We start from the raw sequence: 18088 nt of genomic DNA, 5'->3' as shown, positions 1-18088 counted from the left end.
CGACTGCCGACTGCCGACTGCCGACTGCCGACTGCCGACTGCCGACTGGCGCCTTTTCATCGGACCTCATCCTTGATCCCGACTGTTCATGGTTGATTGAAAAACCACCTTATATGCCATCAGACAAGAAGTGTGCAAATACATTTATCACCCCGCAGCAGCGGGGGAGATGGCTCCAGGGTTGTACAGAAACAGGGTAGCGGCGGTCAAATATGCGGCAGGTTAGGCCTGCAGAAGCATAAATAGGGAGTCAGGGCGTTAATTGCTGGAAGAGCCGTCTCTTCATCCGATATATTGCCTCTTTTCCTCAGGTTTCTTGTGCGGTGGTGTCGATGAAACGCATTCTCTCTATCCAGTCCCACGTGGTGTTTGGCTGTGCCGGCAACAGCGCCGCCGTGTTCCCCATGCGCCGTCTCGGCATGGAGGTGTGGCCCATCAATACGGTGCAGTTCTCCAACCACACCCAGTACGAGGCGGGTTGGCAGGGAATGGCGATGCCGGCGGGCCACATTGCCGCCCTGTGCCAGGGGCTTTGCAATATCGAGGTGCTGGCGCGCTGCGATGCGGTGCTGAGCGGCTATCTGGGCTCGGCGGAGCAGGGGGACGAGATCCTGGCGGTGGTGGCGGCGGTGAAGCGAGCCAATCCGGCGGCCCTCTATTTCTGCGATCCCGTGATGGGGCATCCGGAGAAGGGGTGCATCGTCGCCCCGGGCGTCACCCGCTTTCTCACCGAGCAGGCCCTGCCGGTGGCGGACATCATGGCCCCCAATCTGCTGGAGCTGGAGACCCTGTGCGATGTCCATCTGACAACCCTGGCCCAGACCCGGGTCGCCGCACACCAGTTGCTGGAGAAGGGGGTGAAGATGGTGCTGGTCAAGCACCTGGGTCGCGCCGCCAGCGTCCCCGGCCGCTTCGAGATGCTGCTTGCCACCCCCGAGGGAGACTATCTGATCGCCCGTCCCCTTTACGATTTCGCGCGCCAACCGGTGGGCGTGGGGGATCTCATCAGCGCCCTGATGCTGGCCAACCTGCAGGCGGGATATGATGGGGTGAGCGCCTTCGAGCGCACCAACGCCGCGGTGGATGCGGTGCTGCGACAGACCTGGGAGGCGAATGCCTACGAGCTGCAGCTCATCGCGGCCCAGAGCGCCTTTGCCGAGCCGCAGATTGCCCACAGGGCCGAGCGCCTGGCCTGACGCCATTGATCAGCCCGTGACGGGACGAGCTGATCAAGGCTCAGCTTGCGGCACTGATCGGTGTTGCATCCTGAAAATGTTCGACCCTGGGGAAGGGGTCGTAGAAGTGGTGCAGCAGGGCCTTCCACTCCTGGTACTGAGGGGAGCCCCTGAACCCCCGGGTGTGATCTTCCAGCCGCGCCCACTGCACCAGCAGCAGGTAGTGATGGGGATCGTCCAGGGCACGCTGCAACTGGTGGCCCAGGTAGCCGGGCATGGCGCTGATGATGTGCTGGGCCCGGGCGAAGGCCTGCTCGAAGTCAGTGGCCTTGTCGGGAATGATCTGCAGATGGGCGACTTCCAATATCATGATGGCTCCTTGCCGATGAGTCTGATTGAACCAAAAACCTATGTGCGCCGAGCCTTGGCGGGGGCAAGACCGGCACGCTGTCCGGTCTTGCCAGGCCGTCTGCCTCAGAGCTGCTTGTAGAAGAACTGGGTGGCGGCGAGGGTGCCGTCCCCATTGCGGGCGAAGTCCGGGATCTGGCCGGCCTCTTGATAGCCGAGCTGGCGATAGAGGCTGGAGGCCACGTCGCCGACCCGGGTATCCAGCACCAGCAAGGTACGCCTGGCGTCACGGGCCCCTTGCTCCATGGCGTTCATCAGGGCGCGGCCCACCCCCTTGCCACGGGCCTGGCTGTGGACCATCAGCTTTTCCACTTCGGCCCTGTGGCCCCCGTTGGCCTTGGTGCACAGGGAGAGCTGCAGGGCGCCCACCAGATGGTGCTGATCAAACGCCACCCAGAGCTTGCGCACTCCATCCGCCAGCTCCCCCTCGATGCCTTGCCAGTACGCCAGCCCCTGCTCTTCCTGCAGGGGAGGCAGAAAGCCCACCGAGGCACCGCTGGCCACGCAATCTTGCAGCAGGGCGATCAGCGCCGGTTTGATGCCTCTGGTACTCTCGACCTCAAGGATCTCCATTGAATGTCCTCATCTTCTCTCTTGGCCCACGTGGGGGATTAACGTCTCGGGCGCGGACTCTCCTGCCGGTGCCATTATCATCCGGTCAGGTGCGCCGTCTCTTAATGGATCAGTCCCTGCGCTGCCAGCCACTGGAACAGCAGGCGGGAGACGGGGGAGACTTCGGCCAGGTGGCGGCTGTCCAGCCAGCGCAGCTCGGCGATCTCCGCCGAGGCGACGGGCGTGCCGTCGGCGTCCCCCGTGTAGCAACGCAGATTGACATTCACCCCTTGCGGCTTGCCGTCCGCCTGGGCGCTGAACTCGCAGGCGAACGCCAGGGTGTCGGGTTTCAGGGTGACCGCGAGCTCTTCCTCGATTTCACGAACGAGGGCCGCCTCGTCGCTCTCGCCCGGCTCGCGCTTGCCCCCCGGAATGTAGTAGATGTCCTTGCCGTGGGAGCGGGCGCACAGCAGTTGTCCCTCCTTGAAGGTCAGCCAGGCGAGTTTGTCGATCATGGGCAGATTCCTCTTGTTGCCGCTTGTCAAAGGGGGGCTCGCTGCTCGCACAGGGTGCGATAGGAGCGGGTTTCCCGCATCTCGGGCGCCAGTCCCAGCTGGCTAGCCAGTGCCAGCAACTGCGCGCGGTAGGCGGGCAGGGCGGCCTCGTCGTCAGTCATGATGGCGAGCTCGGCAAAATCACCGACACCTGTCAGGTGATCCACCGTGACGTGGAAGGCCCCCAGAAAATAGATGCTGCGCCGCTTGTCGATGGTCAGCACCGGCCGGTAGCCCAGGGTGCGCACCATGCTGGCGGCCTTGTCGGCGTCGGTGATGTTGACCGCCTCGCAGCGATCGGGTCCGGGCCCTTTGACTATCCAGAGCCGGATGCCGCTGGGGGCCATGGTGCGGATGATCAGGCTCTTCTCTGCCCGGGCCAGGGCGCCGTCTGCCGTGTCGAAGTAGCAGTCCTGCTCATGATTGTCCGCCACCATCACCTCGGGGCCGAGGGCCGTGAGGGTATGCACAAAGGCGGCGCTATCCGTCAGGCGGTATTTGAACTCCACCTCGAAGCGCCCCTGAAAGTGGGTGGTCATGGCCTTGCGACGGCTCCCGAACGGCAAATGAATAGGGCAGCCTAGCAAAAGTGCCGGGCTCTCCCAAGCATCGGGATCACAGCTTCGCATTGACTGCCGACTTTATGGCCAGATGGTGAGGGAAAATCCGCCCTGGTGCACAGCTTGTGGCCCGGTGGCTGGGCGCCGTCCGGGGGCTGTGCTCTAATAAGCTCCCTCTTTGGCGGTATTGCCGCCCTGAACAACGACAACGAGGCGGCGGCCCTGGCCGCGCCAGTGGAGCCACAGATGCAGATCACCTCACAGACCCCCTTTATCGGACTGGGCGTGGCGGGCAACTTCGCCGGTCACCTGGAGCAGGCAGGGGAGGCGGCGGATTTCGTCGCCGTCAAGGTTGACGACAAGGTCGCCCCCAAGGCGCTGTTCCCCTTCTATGTGCCGAACCATCCCGGCCAGCTCGGGGTTTTTCCCCTGAGCGGCGAGGCCATCTTCCTGCCGGAGGCGGCGGTGAGCGGGGACGAAAAGGTGCAGATTGAACCCGAGGTGGCACTGTGGTGCGAGCTGGAGTACGCGGGGGAGCAGGTGGTGGCCATCCATCCCAAGGCGTTTGGCGCCTACAACGACTGCTCCATCCGTCGCCCCAATGCCAACAAGATCAGCGAGAAGAAGAACTGGGGTGAAGAGAGCAAGGGGCTGGCCGCGAACCTGCTGCCCCTGACCCACTTTGCCGCCGGATGCGAGCTCGATGACTACCGCATTGCCTGCTATCTGGAGCGGGATGGTGAGCTGCACCCCTACGGGATCGACAGCGCGGCGGTGGATTACAGTTATTTCCACGGTCAGTTGCTGGCGTGGGCCATCGACAAGTTCAACCATCAGCAGGACGAAGGCCCGGCCGAGCATATCCAGGGGCTGCTGACCCAGGCGGAGCGCCCGGCCCATGCGCTCATCAGCATCGGTGCCACCCGCTACACCCCCTTTGGCGAGACCCACTTCCTCGCTCCCGGTGACACCGCCTGCGTGGTGGTCTACCCCGCCAGTCGCTACGACGAGCAGGATATCCAGGAGGCCATCCGAGCCCGCCGCTTCGGGCCGGATGTCTCCGTGCTGCTGCAGGCGGTCAAGACCCGCTAATCCTGTCGTCAGGCCCGCTTCGGCGGGCCTGACTGTTTTTAAGCACAGCGCAGCCCGTTCCCTGTCGGCTTTCTACCCATACCCTCTATACCTACCGCACGCCATGCCAAGCGCATGATGTTCCTCGATCCTGTTCGCGCTCCGCCATCTGCCTCCCGTGCCCTGAACCGTGCACCTCGAAAGCCGATTGCAGTGGCTGGATATAACAGTATGATTTGCCACAAGAAGTCCATTCTGCCTGCAAGGATCCCGAGTATTCATGGTTGAACTCAAGACCCTGGCCCTGTTCGCCTGGCTGCTCTCATTGCACCCGACCGCCGCTGGCCGCGTCTATGCCGCCTATGGCGGCGTCTACATCTTCGTGGCCATTCTCTGGCTCTGGGCCGTGGATGGCATCAAACCCAGCCTGTGGGATCTGGTGGGGGCCGGGGTGGCCCTGATCGGCATGGCCATCATCATGTTTGCCCCAAGACCCGCCTGATATCGATGCCAAGGGAGATCAGCATGATGACGACAGTGGTGATAAGAGAGTGTGAGGCGCAGGACTTGGCCGGGCTGCTGGCCCTTTATCAGGAACTCAGGCCTCAGGACCCCGTGCTCGACGAGCAAGGGGCCCGCGAGGGATTGGCGGCGATGCTTGATCTGCCCCATACCCGCATCATGGTGGCCCTGGTGGAGGGGCAGCTGGCCTCCAGCTGCCAGCTCGGGGTGATCCCGACCCTCACCAACGGCGGCCGACCCTTCGGCATCATAGAGCATGTGATCACGGGTGCCGCGTTTCGCCGCCAGGGGCTCAGCCATCAGTTGCTGGAGCATACCCTGGCGCTGGCCTGGGAGCTGGATTGCTACAAGGTGATGCTGCTCTCAGGGGAGGGGCGGGAGGCCGCTCATCGCCTCTATGAGGGACTCGGTTTCAAGGCCGGCATCGAGAAAGGGTTTGTTATCAAGGCGCCGCAATAAGTCCCATGGACTGCTGCATCATCAAAGGCGTGGGCTGTTATCCGCAACATATTGAGGTAGCGATGAAAATTGACGCCGCACAAAAGTGCGATCACCCAACCCTTATCACCATCTGGGAGGCATCGGTGCGCGCCAGCCACCACTTCCTGCAAGAAGCCGACATAGCGGCCCTGAGGCCCTTGATCCTGGAGCACTATTTTGATGCCGTGACGCTGAACTGTGCCAGAGTAGACAATGGCGAGATCGTCGGTTTTATCGGGGTGGCCGAGGGCAGTATCGAGATGCTGTTCGTCGACCCCGGCAGGCAGGGGGGCGGAGTGGGCCGTCTGCTGGTAGCCGATGCCATCCACCATCTGGGGGCGACCCGGGTGGATGTCAACGAGCAAAATGAACCGGCCCTCGGTTTTTATCGCCACCTGGGTTTCGAGGTGGTGGGCCGCTCGGCACTGGACGGGCAGGGCAAACCTTATCCCCTGCTGCATCTGGTCCTGTCTGCCGAGGCTGGCGCATGAAAAAACCGCCCTCGGGCGGTTTTTTGTTGTTCAGGACGCAGTGCTCGCACCGTCTCACTCCTCGTTGGAGTTGTCCTGATAGTCGCCCCGCTGGGCCTTGGGTAGACGGCGCATGGGGGCGAAACCGATGTCCTCGCCCACCACTTCCCGCTTGCGGGCTGGGGCTGGCTTCTTGCCGCCATCGCTCTTCGCCTTGCTCTTGCCTGCGGTTGTTTTGCCGTTGCCACCCTTGGTATTGGCGGCGCCACGGGCGCGGGGCGGGTTTTGCACCGGCTTGCTGCCCGGCAGGGTCTGACGGCTCGGCTTGCCGCTCGGCTCGTACCCTTCCAGGATCTCCACGGTCAGGGATTGGCCGATCAGCGCCTCGATCTCCTTGAGCTGACCCAGCTCGTCCTGGCTCACCAGGGAGATGGCCTCGCCGCCGCGCCCGGCACGGCCGGTGCGGCCGATGCGGTGGATGTAATCCTCCGCCATCTGGGGCAGCTCGAAGTTGATCACGTGGGGCAGCTGATCGATGTCCAGACCCCGTGCGGCGATGTCGGTGGCAACCAGCACCCGCACCTTGCCTTCACGAAAATCCGCCAGCGCCCGGTTGCGGGCCCCCTGGCTCTTGTCACCGTGGATGGCGACCGTATCCAGGCCATCTTTCTGCATTTGCTGGGCGAGCCTGTCGGCAATCTGCTTGGTGCGCACGAACACCAGCACCCGCTGCCAGTTGCCACGGCCAATCATGTGGGAGAGCATCTCCCGGCGGCGCTCCCGATCGACCTGGATGATGCGCTGGCTTACCTGCTCGGCGGCGGTGTTGCTGGGATCCACCTCGATGAGGGTGGGATCCTTGAGCAGATCGTCCGCCAGCGCCTTGATGTCATTGGAGAAGGTGGCGGAGAAGAGCAGGGTCTGACGCTCCTCCGGCAGGGCCTTCATGATGCGGCGAATGTCGGTGATGAACCCCATGTCGAGCATTCTGTCCGCTTCATCCAGCACCAGTACCTCGAGGGCGCTCAGGGTCAGGGCGCCCTGGGTCAGCAGATCCAGCAGGCGGCCCGGGGTGGCGACCAGGATGTCGACCCCGAGCTTGATGGCGTCCAGGTTCGGCTTGATGCTGACGCCGCCATAGGCGATCAGGGTACGAAACGGCAGGTGGTGGGCATATTTGATGATACTCTCGCCCACCTGGGCGGCCAGCTCCCGGGTCGGGGTCAGCACCAGGGCTCGCACCTGGCGACGACCGCCACGGCCGTGGTTGGCCAGCAGTCGATGAAGCATGGGCAGGGTGAAACCGGCCGTCTTGCCCGTGCCTGTCTGGGCGCCGCCCAGCACGTCCTGCCCGGCCAGGATGGCGGGAATGGCTTGCTGCTGGATGGGGGTGGGTTGTTCGTAACCCAGCTCCTTGACGGCCCGCAGGATGTGCGGTGACAGACCCAGTTCATTGAATGACATGTTCGAGGGACACTCCGAGCCTTGGGCTCAACGGGTGACGGCAGCCTTGGTCCGTCACGACATGGAAAATAGGGTGGGCCGCCATCGAGGCTGGGCCTGAGCCCGGCAAAGCGACCGCACAAGAGACAGTGGGCGCGTAATATAGCAGATGCGAGGCGCACGCGCAGCAGCCGTGTCGCGAGCAGGGTTGCCACGGCCATCCCGGCAGGGAAAGGCCAGGGGGGCGCTAAGAGGGGCCCGCTTCGCCTCGGCGCACACCCGTCAGAGCAGTCCCTCGATGGCCTGCACCAGATCCTCCGGCCTGGTCTGGGGGGCGAAGCGGTCCACCACCCGGCCTTCACGGTCAATCAGGAACTTGGTGAAGTTCCACTTGATGGCCTCGCTGCCAAGGAGTCCGGGCTTTTGCTCCTTGAGCCAGCGATAGAGGGGGTGGGCCCCGGCGCCGTTGACCTCGCACTTGGCCATCAGGGGGAAGCTGACCGGGTAGTCGAGAGAGCAGAAGCGGGCGATCTCCTCGGCATCGCCCGGCTCCTGATGGCCGAACTGATCGCAGGGAAAGCCCAGGATCTCGAAGCCTTGGGGGCCGAACTGGCGATAGAGGGCCTCAAGCCCGGTGTATTGGGGGGTAAAACCGCAGCGGCTTGCCACGTTGACCACCAGCACGATACGGCCCTGCAGATCGGCGGTGGACCAGGCCGTGCCATCGAGTCGTTGCAGGGGGATGAGGGGCAGGGGCATGGTTTCTCCTGATGCAAGAGGGGCGACAAGGCGCCCGGGGACAATCCTTGCACGTTAACGGGCCGAGGGCCGGGGAGCAAGGGGGAGGGCGTCTGTGCCCCCCAGACTCCTATTGATGGCGGGACTTCTCAAGAGAAGCAATCCGGTTTGTGCCGATGGTCCGAAGTCGCTACAAAGCGCACTCTCTCCCCTCGCTGCGAGCCTATCTTGGACTATCAAGCCGTCATGGATGCCATCTACACCCGGGGTTGGGTGATAGTGGATGATTTTTTAACCGCCGCCGAGGTGGATGCCCTCAAGGCCTGCCTGCCGGACGAGTGGCGACCGGCGGGGATCGGGCGCGAGACCCAGCATCAGGACAACCGCGATATCCGTCGGGATCAGATCCACTGGCTCGACGCCTCCCTCGGCGCGCCGGTGGCCGACTATCTGGCCCGGATGGAGTCCCTGCGTCTGGCCGCCAATCGCAGCCTGATGTTGGGGCTGTTCGACTACGAGGCCCACTTTGCCCGCTACCGTCAGGGGGACTTCTACGCCACCCATCGCGACGCCTTCGCCGGGCGATCCAACCGCCGGCTCACCTCGGTGTTCTACCTGAACAACGACTGGCAGCCAGAGGCGGGGGGAATATTGCGGGTCTATGACGACTGCGAGCAGTTTCTGATGGATGTCTCCCCCCGGGGCGGGCGGCTGGTGCTCTTCCTGTCTGAAGAGTTTCCCCACGAGGTGCTGCCCGCAAGCCGGGAGCGCTACAGCATTGCCGGCTGGTTTCGGGTCAACGGCAATGGCGCCGGGCGGGTCGATCCCCCCCGCTGAGCGCATTTCATCCTGTTTCTGACACAGGAAGAGACTTTTATCTGCCCGGGCAGGGGGAGGTGCGCCCCATCGGCTGACAAGGCTTCCCCTCCCTTGCTACACTGCCCGCACTTATGTTCGTTTCTGGCTTCGTCCGGTTTTCATGCGGTTGGGTTTGACATGGTGATGACGAAGCCGCTTCTCCCAAGGGATCACATCTAATGAAGAACATGCATGTCTTGCTGCTGTGCGGCGGTGGCGGCTCCGAGCACGAAGTCTCGCTGCGCAGCGCCAATTTCCTCGAAAAACAGCTCGGGCTCCTGCCCGGCATCGAAGTGACCCGGGTCGAGATGTTTGCCGACCGCTGGCTCAGCGCCGACGGTCGCGAGTGCAAGCTGGGGCTGGACAAGCTGCTCTCGTTCGACAGCGTGGCCCGTCCGGTGGACTACGTGGTGCCCTGCATCCACGGTTATCCCGGTGAGACCGGCGATCTGCAATCCTTCCTCGAGCTGGCCGGCCTGCCTTATCTGGGTTGTGACGCCGAGGCGAGCAAGGTGTGCTTCAACAAGATCACCACCAAGCTGTGGCTCACCGCCATCGGCATCCCCAATACCCCCTATCTGTTCCTGACCGAGCAGGACGAGGCGAGCCTGACCGAGGCGAAAGCGGCGCTGGCCAAGTGGGGCAAGGTCTTCATCAAGGCGGCTTCCCAGGGCTCTTCCGTGGGTTGCTACTCCGCCAGCAACGAGGCAGATCTGGTGAAGGGCATTGCCGATGCCTTCGGTTACTCCGAGCAGGTATTGATCGAAAAAGCGGTCAAGCCCCGTGAGCTGGAAGTGGCGGTCTACCAGTATGGTGACGAGCTGGTGGCCACCTATCCGGGGGAGATCTGCGTACCCCAGGACAAGTTCTACACCTATGAAGAGAAGTACAGCAGCGCCAGTCACACCGAGACCGCGCTCAAGGCCGAGGGGCTGACTCAGGCCCAGGCCGACGCCATCCACGAGTACGCTTTGAAGGCGTTCCGTCAGCTCAAGCTGACCCATCTGTCGCGCATCGACTTCTTCCTGACCGAAGAGGGGGAGATTTTGCTCAACGAGATCAACACCTTCCCGGGCATGACCTCCATCTCCATGTTCCCGAAACTGCTGGAGCACCACGGCCACAGCTTCGCGCACTATCTGGAGCAGATCCTGCGAAAGGCGGTCTGACATCGCCAGACCCGGTTGCAACGGATGGTGAGTAGGGGCCTCAGGGCCCCTTTTTCATGGGGGCGAGGCGGGCAAAACGCTGGAGGGAAGGGGGCAGGGTGCCGCCCGGCAAGCCTTGCCGCCAGGAGGGCGCGCCGTTACAATCAGCCCCCTTTTGTCCCGCCACAGGCACCGTCAGAGCCGCGTTCCATGAAGCCCATCCCCGATCACGCCGTCAACCGCCTGCGCATCTGGCGCAAGAGCGTCTCGACCCGACCCTTTCTTGCCCGTGGCGGCAGCGTGCCACGCTGTGATGCCTGCCAGCTGCGCCACGACTGGTGTGCCTGCGACTGGCGCCCGGCGCTCAAGGCCGAGGCCGGTTTCTGCCTCATGATGTATGACAGCGAGCCCATGAAGCCCTCCAACACCGGGCGCCTCATCGCCGACGTGCTGCCGGACTCCACCTGGGCCTTTCTCTGGTCGCGTACCGAACCCCATCCCGAGCTGCTGGCCCTGCTGGCGGATCCCGCCTGGCAGCCCTACGTGGTCTTTCCCGCCTGCGAGAAAGCGCCCGACCGCCTGACCGGCGAGGTGGTACTGGCTCCCGGCAAGAAGCCGCTGTTCATCCTGCTGGACGGCACCTGGCCCGAGGCGCGCAAGATGTTCAACAAGAGTCCCTATCTGGACGGCTTCCCGGTGCTCGCCATCAAGCCGGATGCGCTCTCTACCTACGGCATGCGCGTCGCCCACAGCGACGAGCACCTGTGCACCGCCGAGGTGGCCGCCTGCGTGCTGGAAGTGGCCGGGGAGCTGCGGGCGGGACAGGCGCTGCAGCTCTGGTTCAATCTCTTCAGCAGCCGCTACATGGCTGGTCGGGTAAGCCGTGCGCCCGGCGAGGATGAAGCGCCCCTGCTGGAGGGGCTGGAGACCATCAAGGGCCAGAACCGCGCTCTGGATTAATCCTCATCAGCAGCCGCTACATGGCTGGCCGGGTAAGCCGTGCGCCCGGCGCTGATGAAGCGCCCCTGCTACAGGGGCTGGAGACCATCAAGGGCCAGAGCCGCTCTCTGGATTAATCCTCATCAGCAGCCGCTACATGGCTGGTCGAGTGAGCCGTGCGCCCGGCGAGGATGAAGCGCCCCTGTTGCAGGGGGTGGCGGTTATCAAAGGACATGCCCTCTTGCACGCTGATTGATGAAAATAAGGAATCAGTTGGCTGCCATTGTTTCGTTGGCTTCATGAGCCCGCCCTCGCTAGGATAGCGACCTGTTGACTCCTTCAGGCTTCGGGTCATGCCGGGCGCCGCCAATCACACGAGGTCTATGGATGGAACTGGAACTGCTCACCCTGGTCGCCCTGTTCGGGGTGGCCCTCATCGCCGGCTTTATCGATGCCATCGCCGGGGGCGGGGGACTCTTGACGGTGCCGGCTCTGCTGGCCACCGGCATGCCGCCAGCCCTGGTGCTTGGCACCAACAAGTTGCAGAGCAGTTTCGGCTCCTTCTCCGCCACCTGGTTCTATGCTCGCAAGGGGCTCCTTGAGTGGGCCATCATCTGGCCGGCGGTCATCTGCACCTTCATCGGGGCGGCCATCGGCACCCTGGCGGTGCAGACCATCGATGCCGCCATCCTGGAGCGACTGCTCCCCTTCCTGCTGATGGCGTTTGCCTGCTACTTCTACTTCTCCCCCAGGGTGAGCGATGCGGAGAGCCAGCGTCGCCTCACTCCCATGGCGTTCGCCCTGCTGGTGGGAGGGGGCGTGGGCTTTTATGACGGCTTCTTCGGGCCGGGCACGGGGTCGTTTTTTGCCATCGGTTTCGTGGCCCTGGCGGGCTTTGGCATGGCGCGGGCCACCGCCCACACCAAGCTGCTCAACTTCACCTCCAACATCGCTTCCCTGCTCTTCTTCACCCTGGGGGGCAAGGTGGTGTGGAGCGTGGGGCTGTGCATGGCGCTGGGGCAGTTCATCGGGGCGCGCATGGGCTCCAAGCTGGTGCTCAAAAAAGGGGTGAAGCTCATCAAGCCGCTGCTGGTGACCGTCTCCCTGGTGATGTCCGCCAAGCTGGTGTGGAGCCAGTACCCCGAGCTCTTTGCCTGGCTGGGCTGAGCCAATATCCCCCATGACGAGGGCCCGATCGCAGATCGGGCCCTCTTGCGTTTCAGCCCAGTGCCGTCAGTTGCCGGAAATGGGCTTGCAGCGCCTGCACCAGGCGGGCAATGCGATCGCGCTTGAGGCTGTTTGGCCGATAGACCAGGTGGAGCGGGCGGCCCAGTCCCGGCAGGGGGCGTGCCTGTGTCCCCTGTTCACCCACCAGCGCCAGCAGGCCGGCGGGCAGGAGCACTGGGCCAATGCCTGCCTTGGCCAGCTCGATCAGCGCCAGGTAGGAATCGAGCTCCATGGCGGGGATAAGCCCGAGGGCGGCCAGGGGCTCGCGCAGATAGCGGTTGGAGGGGTTCTCCAGATCCATGGTCAGGATCTTGCGCACCTTGCCCTGCATCCCCTGACTCACGTCGCCTTCAGCCAGTTGCTTGCTGGTCACAGTTTCTTGCAAGGCGCCCTGGTGATCCGGCTGCGCCGCCTCATCCAGAGCGTCCCCCACCAGATAGAAGGGCTCCTCCAGCAGCCGTTCGGCACACAGCCCATGGCCCGGCGGCAGGCGACCGGCGCAGATCCCGAGCAGGGCATCCCCGCCGCGCACCCGGGCCAGAATGACCGGGGTGTGGTGGGTAGAGAGGGCAATGTGGGGATCCCGTTCAAGGTAGGCGTGCATGAAGCGGGCGAGGTAGCCCGCCAGCAGGGTTTCGGAGCAGGCGATGGACAGAGGGGTCTGATCCGTGAGGATCTGGCTGTCCGCCAGCACCCCCTTCATTTCGGCGAGGCTCGGGGCTACCCGGGCGAGCAGCTCACGGGCCTGGGGGGTGAGGCGGATATGACGGCCATCCGGCTCGATGAGCTTCTTGCCAAGGCGCTGCTCCAGCTGGGCGATGCGCTTGCTGACCGCCGACTGACTGATATAGAGGCGGCTTGCAACCTTGGCCATGGTGCCCTCGCTTGCCAGCAGGCAGAGTGTCTCCAGCCCTTCCAGTAACATGCGTCCTCCCTCCTCGTGTGTTGGACGCGGTTACCTTAGGGGCTGGTGGCATCAGGGGCAAGTACCGTTTGCGGCCCTTGATAGCGGCCAGCGCCATGCCTTGACGGGGGGCGCGAAGATCACCAGGTTGCCGATGAGGCTCACCACCACGCCGACGATGGAGACCGTCTGCCAGACAAAGCCTTCATAGAAGGTGGAAAGGGTGAGGGCCACCAGGGGGAAGAGCACGGTGGCGTAGGCCGCCTTGCTGGCACCGATGCGCCCCACCAGGGTGAGGTAGGCGGTGAAGGCGATGACGGAGCCGAAGATGGCCAGATAGACCATGGCGGCGAGGTAGCGCGGGTCGGTGGGCAGGGTGAGTGACTGACCGAGTACCGTGACCCAGCCCAGCAGCAGCGCCACGCCGTAGACCATACCCCAGGGTACCATCTGCAATACGTGATAGCCCTGGCGCTGTCCCCGGGCGGAGACCAGGTTGCCCAGGGAGAAGCAGAGAGTGCCGGCGCAGGCAAAGAGCAAGCCCTTCCAGCCGTTTGCACCCAGTTGCGCATCCGCCAGCACCGGCCAGAAGAGCAGCAGGGTGCCAAGCAGCCCCAGCAACGATCCTTGCAGCCAGCGCAGGCCCGGTCGTTTACCCTCGAACAGCCAGAGATTGAGGCCGTTGAAGATGCTGGCGCTGGCGAAAATCACCGCCGACAGGCCGCTCGGGATATAGAGGGTGGCGTGGTAGAAACAGAGGAAGTTGGTGGAAAATAGCAACGCGCCGAGCAGGGCTGCATAACGCTGGCCCGCCCAGGGCAGGCGCGGAAACTTGCCGCTCACCGTGAGCAGGGCGAACAGGGCCAGGGCCGCCAGGGCGAAACGATAGAGCACCGAGACCTCGATGGGGATGGGGCCGAGCTGCCAGGCGATGGCAATCCAGGTGCTGCCCCAGATGAGGACGGTGGAAACATAGAGCATCAGATTCATGGTGTGATCCCATCAAGAGAAGATGATGTGATCAGCATGAACCGTGAGGCGGGGGGCCGGCTTGCACCATCTTGCGGTTTTTTCAACGGAGGCGCAGCCTTTGACCATGAGGCGCGATAAGATGGCGACAGGAAAGGGGCGGCAAGTGCCAGAGAGGGACGCAAGCGTGCAGCATGCCATGCAGCAGACAAGACAGGCAGGGGTCTTTGATGCCCTGGTGAGCACAGGTGCCAGGCTGGAGGACTCCTGCTGGCTGGAGCCCGGGCTCGGGGTGGCGAGCTGGTGCAACCGCTACGATCAGACCCGCTACCACAAGCCGGGCAACCACACCATCAGCGTCTACCTGCAGGGGGGCGAGCAGACCGAGCGGCTGGACGGCCCCGGTGGCCATGGCGGTGCGGGCAAGGTGTGCATCATGCCGGATCACCACAGATCCGAGTGGCTGGTGCGCGAGGAGTTTCGCTTCTTCCACCTCTACTTCACCCCCGCCCACTTCACCCGTATCGCCGAGCAGGCGTGTGACAAGGAGGGGCGTCATCTGCAACTGGAAGACAAGACCTTCATCGACGATCCCCAGGCGGCGGCCCTGGTGCAGGGGCAATTGATGAAGCTGGACTGGCAGCACGGCATCGATCGCATGGCGCTCTCCCACGGTGCCTGGATGCTGATGCTGCACGCCTATCGCCATCACACCCGCGAGGCCCCGGCGCTGCCGGAGGTGCGCGGCGGCCTGGCACCCGCCGTGGTGCGCCGGGTACAGGAGTATCTGCAGGCTCACCTGGCCGAGTCGGTCACTCTGGGAGAGCTGGCCCGGGAGGCGGGTCTGAGCGAATACCACTTCGCCCGGATGTTCGGGCAGAGCCTGGGCTGTCCGCCTCACCGCTACCTGCTCGGGCTGCGGCTCAAGCGGGCCAAGCAGTTGCTGGCGGGAAGCGAGCCTCTGGCCAGCATCGCCGCCCAGTGCGGCTTCTCCTCCCAGGCCCATTTTGGCAACCGCTTTCGGGAGGCGTTCGGCCTGAGCCCGGGCCAGTGGCGAGCCCAGTTGTCATTCTCCTGTCACAGATAACCCTGAGACTCTGGGCAAAAGAGGTGTACCCTCTGTCCCTTGTCCATTGAAAGGAATGCCCATTGAATCATCGCAAACGTCAGACCCGTACTCGCCATCTCTGGTTCAACCACTGGAATGCCCCCCTCTATCGCGCCACCCAGCCGACGCCGCCCGAACCGCTCGTTCCTCACAGTTCCCGCTGAAAACGCCGTAACCCGATAGGATTTTTCCGGCAACTTTGCCACTATTGCGCCATCAGGATGGACTGGATATGGCCGCATGTTTCTGGAACGCATTGAAGTCAAAGGTTTTCGCGGAATAAATCGCCTCTCCCTCGGGCTGGACAACACCACTGTGCTCATCGGCGAAAACGCCTGGGGCAAATCCAGCCTGCTGCGGGCCCTCTGGTGCCTGCTGGGGGATGCCGAGCCCTATCAATTTGGTCAGGATGATTTTCACCGGCCCGAAGATCCCGAGCTCGAACCCTCGCGCACGCTGCAACTGGTGCTCACCTTCAGCGAGTATCGTCCCCAGATGTGCCAGCACTCCCGCCGTCTGGCCCGCCTCGGTGCGGCCTGGATCCCCCACAAGGACAAGTTCCACCGGGTGCATTATCGTGCCAGTGCCGAGTTGCAGGACGATGGCAGCGTGCTCACCACCCACGACTTTCTCGACGGCATCGGCAAGAGCCTGGCCATCGACAACAACGAGGCGCTGGTGCGTCTGCTCATCACCATGAACCCGGTGTTCAGGCTGCGGGATGCCCGTACCGCCCGGGAGGGCATCGAGCGGCTGCCCTGGGGGGATCTGTGCGAGCAGCGGCTGGACGAGCTGGCCGGCAAGCTCACCGACGAGCCCCAGCGCATCGGCGAGCCAGAACTCAAGGAGGCGCTGCAGGCGGTGCAGCAGTTGATGGAGCACTACTTCAGCGCCCTGGCGCCCATCAAGCACAAGCCTCGCAGCCAGCGGGATATCGTCAATCGCCCCATGACCCTGCGCAATCCCGGCAACCTGCAGGTGCTGCTGCGCAATGCGGATAACCGGGCGCTGCAACTGGCCATGGCGGGTATGGCGGCCATGCTGCTCCACGCCCGGGGCAACCGGGAGCTGGAGGAGGGGGCCAGACCCATATTGATGCTGGAAGACCCAGAGAGCCGCCTGCATCCCACCATGCTGGCCCTGGCCTGGGGTCTGCTGGAGCAGTTGCCCGGCCAGAAGCTGCTCACCACCAACTCGGGGGACCTGCTCTCCTCCTTGCCTCTCAATCAGGTGCGCCGTCTGGTGCGCCGCCAGCAGGACATCCTCTGCCATCAGTTGGGAGGGGAGCGCTACAGCAGCGACGATCTGCGCAAGATTGCCTTCCATGTGCGCATCAACAGGCCCATGTCGATGTTTGCCCGCTGCTGGTTGCTGGTGGAAGGGGAGACCGAGATCTGGCTGCTCTCGGAGCTGGCCCAGATCTGCGGCTACAGCCTGCGGGCGGAAGGGGTGCGCATCATCGAGTTCGCCCAGTGCGGCCAGGCCCCCCTCATCAAGGTGGCCCGGGACTTTGGCATAGAGTGGCACCTGCTCACCGACGGTGACGAGGCGGGTGCCAAGTATGCGAGCTCCGCCCGCTCCCTGCTCAAGGGGGAGCGCGAGCGGGATCGGCTGACCCAGTTGCCGGCGGCAGACATAGAGCACTACCTCTACCAGAACGGGTTCGAGGGGGTGTTCCGGCGCGAGGCGGGGGTCGGGGGGCGCTCCACCCTCAACGCCGGGCGCATCATCGCCAAGGCGATCCACCATCGCAGCAAGCCAGGCATGGCCCTGGCGGTGGTGGAGGAGGCGGAGCGCCTCGGCAGCGAGCACATTCCCCCTGTGCTCAAGCAGATGTTTGCCCGGGTGGTCGCCCTTGCCCGGGGACAAAGCTGACCGGCGACGTTGGGAAGACGGGGGGAGTTTGGATATACTCCCTGCCTCTTGTCCTTCCTTACCCTGTGACGGGTGCACCCGCACCCGGACTGCTGCCGGAGACCCTATGTTCGTCCAACTTCCTTTTTGGCTCTTTCCCCTGACCGGTCTGATGGCCCTGGGGGCCCTGATCGCCGTGGGGCTCGTCCTGTGGCGCGGTGATCTCTGCCCGGGCCAGCGCTCGCGGATCACTACCCAGCTCTTCTCGGTCTGGGTGATCACTGGGCTCTCTCTGATGCTGGCGGTGGAGGCCAAGGTTGCGGGCTGGCTCATCTGGAGCGGGGGGGCCGCCCTGGTGCTCGGTATCGTGCTCTCCCTGGTCCAGTCTCGCCTGGAGGGCAAGCGCGCCATCCCCGCCACCCTGCTGTGGTTGCCCGCCATGCCGCTCGCCCTCTACGGGCTGGGTCTGATGCAGATCCAGGGCTGGCTCGGCGGCCTGCTGCAGATGGTGCTGCTGGGGTCGGCCTTTGCCCACCTGATGCTGCTGCGTGCCCGCCACCGCCTGCAAGCCTTCAATCTGCTGCTGCCCCTGGCGGGGCTCGTCTCCACCATCCTGAGTCTTATCTGGCTGGCGGTGCTGGTGGGTTGGCAGGGGAGCAGCGCCGGGCTCGACCCGCTGATCCCCGGGGTAGTGACCCAGGCTGGCCTGCTGGTCGCAGCCCTGCTGCTCTGGTTCAGCCCCATCTACCGTCAGCAGGAGACGGCCCCCGTGGTGGTCTCCGTGACCCTGTGCGGCCTCATCATCGCCCAGATTGCGGCGACCAGCGTGTTGCACCAGCTGGCCTGATCCCGGCGCATCCTCCCGCCCGCACCTTGTCGTGCGGGCTTTTTGTATGGCAAAGAGGGGCAAGGCGGGGAGGGGCCTGAGGGGGAAGAGATCGCTAGCTGCCTGAAAAAACTGCGATTTGTTGCAAAAGAGCGCAGTATGTGACGGTTTAATCCCCGAATAAACTTTTTTTAGGATATTTACTTGCAATCTCAGCGTTGGCGCCTATTATGGGCGACCTCGGACGCGGGGTGGAGCAGCTCGGTAGCTCGTCGGGCTCAT

At 64.0% G+C, this 18088-nt stretch carries 21 protein-coding genes and 1 pseudogene; 13 read left to right on the top strand and 9 right to left on the bottom strand.

Going from position 1 to position 18088, the window contains the following annotated elements; translation table 11 throughout:
• Positions 1-332: 332 nt before the first annotated feature.
• A complete protein-coding gene (gene pdxY, locus AACR77_RS04960) occupies positions 333-1196 on the top strand; it encodes a pyridoxal kinase PdxY (RefSeq protein ID WP_042878015.1) in 864 nt (287 codons plus the stop codon).
• A gap of 40 nt (positions 1197-1236) precedes the next feature.
• Here pdxY and AACR77_RS04955 read toward each other — a convergent pair whose 3' ends face one another.
• From AACR77_RS04955 to cyaB, 4 genes are all read right to left on the bottom strand, one after another.
• Positions 1237-1545 carry an antibiotic biosynthesis monooxygenase family protein gene (locus tag AACR77_RS04955; RefSeq protein ID WP_042878013.1) on the bottom strand — a complete coding sequence of 103 codons (309 nt, stop codon included), beginning with the start codon at positions 1543-1545 and terminating at the stop codon, positions 1237-1239.
• A gap of 104 nt (positions 1546-1649) precedes the next feature.
• Positions 1650-2156 carry a GNAT family N-acetyltransferase gene (locus tag AACR77_RS04950; protein WP_010674875.1) on the bottom strand — a complete coding sequence of 169 codons (507 nt, stop codon included), beginning with the start codon at positions 2154-2156 and terminating at the stop codon, positions 1650-1652.
• Between the two features lie 101 nt (positions 2157-2257).
• Complete coding sequence (locus AACR77_RS04945) at positions 2258-2650, bottom strand: NUDIX hydrolase (RefSeq protein ID WP_039038593.1); 393 nt, start codon at positions 2648-2650, stop codon at positions 2258-2260.
• A 26-nt stretch (positions 2651-2676) separates the two neighbouring features.
• Entirely contained in the window at positions 2677-3228 is a 552-nt protein-coding gene (gene cyaB / locus AACR77_RS04940; protein WP_042878011.1) for a class IV adenylate cyclase, read from the bottom strand.
• A gap of 267 nt (positions 3229-3495) precedes the next feature.
• Between cyaB and AACR77_RS04935 the strand changes: the two genes are divergently transcribed.
• The 4 genes and pseudogenes from AACR77_RS04935 (at position 3496) to AACR77_RS04920 (ending at position 5813) form a co-directional block, all read left to right on the top strand.
• Entirely contained in the window at positions 3496-4341 is an 846-nt protein-coding gene (locus AACR77_RS04935; protein WP_042878009.1) for a DUF5718 family protein, read from the top strand.
• A gap of 274 nt (positions 4342-4615) precedes the next feature.
• Positions 4616-4822 (top strand): annotated as a pseudogene (locus tag AACR77_RS04930) (YnfA family protein); the annotation flags it as partial.
• A gap of 23 nt (positions 4823-4845) precedes the next feature.
• Complete coding sequence (locus AACR77_RS04925) at positions 4846-5301, top strand: GNAT family N-acetyltransferase (RefSeq protein WP_223956621.1); 456 nt, start codon at positions 4846-4848, stop codon at positions 5299-5301.
• A 62-nt stretch (positions 5302-5363) separates the two neighbouring features.
• Complete coding sequence (locus AACR77_RS04920; protein WP_042878007.1) at positions 5364-5813, top strand: acetyltransferase; 450 nt, start codon at positions 5364-5366, stop codon at positions 5811-5813.
• 54 nt (positions 5814-5867) lie between these two features.
• Here AACR77_RS04920 and AACR77_RS04915 read toward each other — a convergent pair whose 3' ends face one another.
• Positions 5868-7256, bottom strand: a complete 1389-nt coding sequence (locus AACR77_RS04915; protein WP_041215085.1) for a DEAD/DEAH box helicase — start codon at positions 7254-7256, stop codon at positions 5868-5870.
• A gap of 261 nt (positions 7257-7517) precedes the next feature.
• Complete coding sequence (locus AACR77_RS04910; protein WP_042878005.1) at positions 7518-7994, bottom strand: glutathione peroxidase; 477 nt, start codon at positions 7992-7994, stop codon at positions 7518-7520.
• Between the two features lie 207 nt (positions 7995-8201).
• Between AACR77_RS04910 and AACR77_RS04905 the strand changes: the two genes are divergently transcribed.
• The 3 genes from AACR77_RS04905 to AACR77_RS04895 all read left to right on the top strand — a co-directional run bounded on the left by AACR77_RS04905 (position 8202) and on the right by AACR77_RS04895 (position 10939).
• On the top strand, positions 8202-8810 hold the full coding sequence (locus AACR77_RS04905) for a 2OG-Fe(II) oxygenase (protein WP_042878004.1): 609 nt from the start codon (positions 8202-8204) through the stop codon (positions 8808-8810).
• Positions 8811-9010: 200 nt separating this feature from the next.
• Positions 9011-10000 (top strand): D-alanine--D-alanine ligase, encoded by a 990-nt coding sequence (locus AACR77_RS04900; protein ID WP_041211487.1) that lies wholly within the window; start codon positions 9011-9013, stop codon positions 9998-10000.
• 189 nt (positions 10001-10189) lie between these two features.
• Entirely contained in the window at positions 10190-10939 is a 750-nt protein-coding gene (locus tag AACR77_RS04895) for a tRNA-uridine aminocarboxypropyltransferase (protein ID WP_042878001.1), read from the top strand.
• A 112-nt stretch (positions 10940-11051) separates the two neighbouring features.
• Here AACR77_RS04895 and AACR77_RS04885 read toward each other — a convergent pair whose 3' ends face one another.
• Positions 11052-11219, bottom strand: coding sequence for a hypothetical protein (locus AACR77_RS04885; RefSeq protein ID WP_162513475.1), 168 nt, complete (start codon positions 11217-11219; stop codon positions 11052-11054).
• A gap of 86 nt (positions 11220-11305) precedes the next feature.
• Between AACR77_RS04885 and AACR77_RS04880 the strand changes: the two genes are divergently transcribed.
• Positions 11306-12085: a TSUP family transporter gene (locus AACR77_RS04880; RefSeq protein ID WP_010674863.1), complete on the top strand. Its 780-nt coding sequence runs from the start codon at positions 11306-11308 to the stop codon at positions 12083-12085.
• A gap of 52 nt (positions 12086-12137) precedes the next feature.
• Here AACR77_RS04880 and AACR77_RS04875 read toward each other — a convergent pair whose 3' ends face one another.
• On the bottom strand, positions 12138-13070 hold the full coding sequence (locus AACR77_RS04875; protein WP_042877999.1) for a LysR family transcriptional regulator: 933 nt from the start codon (positions 13068-13070) through the stop codon (positions 12138-12140).
• Positions 13071-13121: 51 nt separating this feature from the next.
• Positions 13122-14039, bottom strand: a complete 918-nt coding sequence (locus tag AACR77_RS04870) for a DMT family transporter (protein WP_041215090.1) — start codon at positions 14037-14039, stop codon at positions 13122-13124.
• Positions 14040-14217: 178 nt separating this feature from the next.
• Between AACR77_RS04870 and AACR77_RS04865 the strand changes: the two genes are divergently transcribed.
• The 4 genes from AACR77_RS04865 (at position 14218) to AACR77_RS04850 (ending at position 17827) form a co-directional block, all read left to right on the top strand.
• Positions 14218-15105, top strand: a complete 888-nt coding sequence (locus AACR77_RS04865; protein WP_042878017.1) for a helix-turn-helix domain-containing protein — start codon at positions 14218-14220, stop codon at positions 15103-15105.
• Positions 15106-15167: 62 nt separating this feature from the next.
• Complete coding sequence (locus AACR77_RS04860; protein ID WP_256094327.1) at positions 15168-15290, top strand: hypothetical protein; 123 nt, start codon at positions 15168-15170, stop codon at positions 15288-15290.
• 76 nt (positions 15291-15366) lie between these two features.
• The gene (locus AACR77_RS04855) at positions 15367-17001 is read left to right on the top strand and encodes an ATP-dependent endonuclease (RefSeq protein ID WP_039038583.1); all 1635 of its coding nucleotides are present in this window, start codon (positions 15367-15369) and stop codon (positions 16999-17001) included.
• Between the two features lie 106 nt (positions 17002-17107).
• Positions 17108-17827 (top strand): hypothetical protein, encoded by a 720-nt coding sequence (locus tag AACR77_RS04850; protein WP_042016578.1) that lies wholly within the window; start codon positions 17108-17110, stop codon positions 17825-17827.
• Positions 17828-18088 lie beyond the last annotated feature (261 nt).

The organism is Aeromonas sp. ZOR0002, from assembly GCF_963866995.1.
GTDB lineage: Bacteria > Pseudomonadota > Gammaproteobacteria > Enterobacterales > Aeromonadaceae > Aeromonas > Aeromonas caviae.
The sequence above is the reverse complement of the archived record's forward strand: the minus strand, read 5'-3'. Positions and strand labels throughout refer to the sequence as shown.

What these genes read in the sequence shown, in the direction of transcription:
- AACR77_RS04865 (WP_042878017.1), top strand. Translation starts at nt 14,218, where the DNA reads ATGCAGCAGACAAGACAGGCAGGGGTCTTTGATGCCCTGGTGAGCACA.
- AACR77_RS04885 (WP_162513475.1), bottom strand. Translation starts at nt 11,219, where the DNA reads ATGAAGCCAACGAAACAATGGCAGCCAACTGATTCCTTATTTTCATCA.
- AACR77_RS04955 (WP_042878013.1), bottom strand. Translation starts at nt 1,545, where the DNA reads ATGATATTGGAAGTCGCCCATCTGCAGATCATTCCCGACAAGGCCACT.
- AACR77_RS04920 (WP_042878007.1), top strand. Translation starts at nt 5,364, where the DNA reads ATGAAAATTGACGCCGCACAAAAGTGCGATCACCCAACCCTTATCACC.
- AACR77_RS04915 (WP_041215085.1), bottom strand. Translation starts at nt 7,256, where the DNA reads ATGTCATTCAATGAACTGGGTCTGTCACCGCACATCCTGCGGGCCGTC.
- AACR77_RS04945 (WP_039038593.1), bottom strand. Translation starts at nt 2,650, where the DNA reads ATGATCGACAAACTCGCCTGGCTGACCTTCAAGGAGGGACAACTGCTG.
- AACR77_RS04935 (WP_042878009.1), top strand. Translation starts at nt 3,496, where the DNA reads ATGCAGATCACCTCACAGACCCCCTTTATCGGACTGGGCGTGGCGGGC.
- cyaB (WP_042878011.1), bottom strand. Translation starts at nt 3,228, where the DNA reads ATGACCACCCACTTTCAGGGGCGCTTCGAGGTGGAGTTCAAATACCGC.
- AACR77_RS04900 (WP_041211487.1), top strand. Translation starts at nt 9,011, where the DNA reads ATGAAGAACATGCATGTCTTGCTGCTGTGCGGCGGTGGCGGCTCCGAG.
- AACR77_RS04895 (WP_042878001.1), top strand. Translation starts at nt 10,190, where the DNA reads ATGAAGCCCATCCCCGATCACGCCGTCAACCGCCTGCGCATCTGGCGC.
- AACR77_RS04850 (WP_042016578.1), top strand. Translation starts at nt 17,108, where the DNA reads ATGTTCGTCCAACTTCCTTTTTGGCTCTTTCCCCTGACCGGTCTGATG.
- AACR77_RS04925 (WP_223956621.1), top strand. Translation starts at nt 4,846, where the DNA reads ATGATGACGACAGTGGTGATAAGAGAGTGTGAGGCGCAGGACTTGGCC.
- AACR77_RS04855 (WP_039038583.1), top strand. Translation starts at nt 15,367, where the DNA reads ATGTTTCTGGAACGCATTGAAGTCAAAGGTTTTCGCGGAATAAATCGC.
- AACR77_RS04910 (WP_042878005.1), bottom strand. Translation starts at nt 7,994, where the DNA reads ATGCCCCTGCCCCTCATCCCCCTGCAACGACTCGATGGCACGGCCTGG.
- pdxY (WP_042878015.1), top strand. Translation starts at nt 333, where the DNA reads ATGAAACGCATTCTCTCTATCCAGTCCCACGTGGTGTTTGGCTGTGCC.
- AACR77_RS04880 (WP_010674863.1), top strand. Translation starts at nt 11,306, where the DNA reads ATGGAACTGGAACTGCTCACCCTGGTCGCCCTGTTCGGGGTGGCCCTC.
- AACR77_RS04875 (WP_042877999.1), bottom strand. Translation starts at nt 13,070, where the DNA reads ATGTTACTGGAAGGGCTGGAGACACTCTGCCTGCTGGCAAGCGAGGGC.
- AACR77_RS04870 (WP_041215090.1), bottom strand. Translation starts at nt 14,039, where the DNA reads ATGAATCTGATGCTCTATGTTTCCACCGTCCTCATCTGGGGCAGCACC.
- AACR77_RS04950 (WP_010674875.1), bottom strand. Translation starts at nt 2,156, where the DNA reads ATGGAGATCCTTGAGGTCGAGAGTACCAGAGGCATCAAACCGGCGCTG.